This is a genomic window from Bacillus sp. JJ1127 (assembly GCF_036965845.1).
Lineage (GTDB): Bacteria > Bacillota > Bacilli > Bacillales > Bacillaceae_G > Bacillus_A.
Genome location: NZ_JBALQK010000458.1, coordinates 1 through 1008, shown reverse-complemented (window position 1 = coordinate 1008; position 1008 = coordinate 1). Strand labels below are relative to the sequence as shown.

The window sequence follows — 1008 nt, the reverse complement described above, 5'->3', positions numbered from 1 at the left end:
TTACTTGTCCTGCTATGATTGATATTTTTTATGGCATTTTCTTTTAAAATATTTCTTGACCTGAAACGCTTTTCATACATTATAACTAAGAAGTACTTAGCGAGTTAAATATGAAAACGATACCAGCCCTTCATATCATCTCGTTTATTTATAGAAAGTGGTGAAGAAAGAATGAAACTTATCGCAATTGATTTAGACGGAACCCTTCTTTCAGGAAATAAAGTGATTAGTAAAGAAAATGCACAAGCCATTCGAAAATGTCAAGAAGAGGGGCATGTTGTGGCGATTTGCACAGGACGTTCTATAGTTGATATTGAAAGGCTTTTAGTAGAAGTAGATTTACAATGTCCAGTCATCGCAGAAAATGGTGCGATTATTTATAAAGATCAAAAAATGATGAAAAGGTATCCTATTCAAAATGCACAAGCATTTGAGCTTGTGGAGTACCTTGAAGAAAATCGTATGTATTATCAACTATACACAGATAAAGGTGTATATGTTCCGCAGTATGGAGAAGAAAGTGTGCGTAGTGAAATCGAAACGATAAAGAAATTAGATACAGATCTTGACGTACAAGAGATAGAAAGTATTGCTGCATTGTATCTTGAACATACAGCTTTTCATATTACAGAGAGTTGCAAACTGATTTTAAAAAACGATTTATATGTCCATAAACTTTTACCGTTTTCTTATGATATAGAGAAATTAAAAAGATTAAAAGAAAAGTTTCAATCGAATACAGATTTAGCGATTACAGCTTCTTATTGGCATAACTTAGAAATTAACCATCGTGATGCTCAAAAAGGAAATGGTCTGTATACTTTAGCAAAACATCTTAATATTCCATTTGAAAATACAGTAGCAATTGGTGATGGACTAAATGATGTTTCAATGATGCAAAAAGCTCATCTATCCATTGCGATGGGGAATGCAGTGAAGGAAATAAAGCAAATGTGTCACTATGAGACGTTAACGAATGAAGAAAATGGTGTTGCACATGCTTTGTAT

1 protein-coding gene is annotated in these 1008 nt (G+C 32.8%); it reads left to right on the top strand.

Translation table 11 applies throughout. The annotated features are described in order from the left end of the window. Positions 1-171: 171 nt before the first annotated feature. Positions 172-1008: HAD family hydrolase (locus V7183_RS25865; RefSeq protein ID WP_335361325.1), on the top strand; the 837-nt coding region annotated here is incomplete at its 3' end.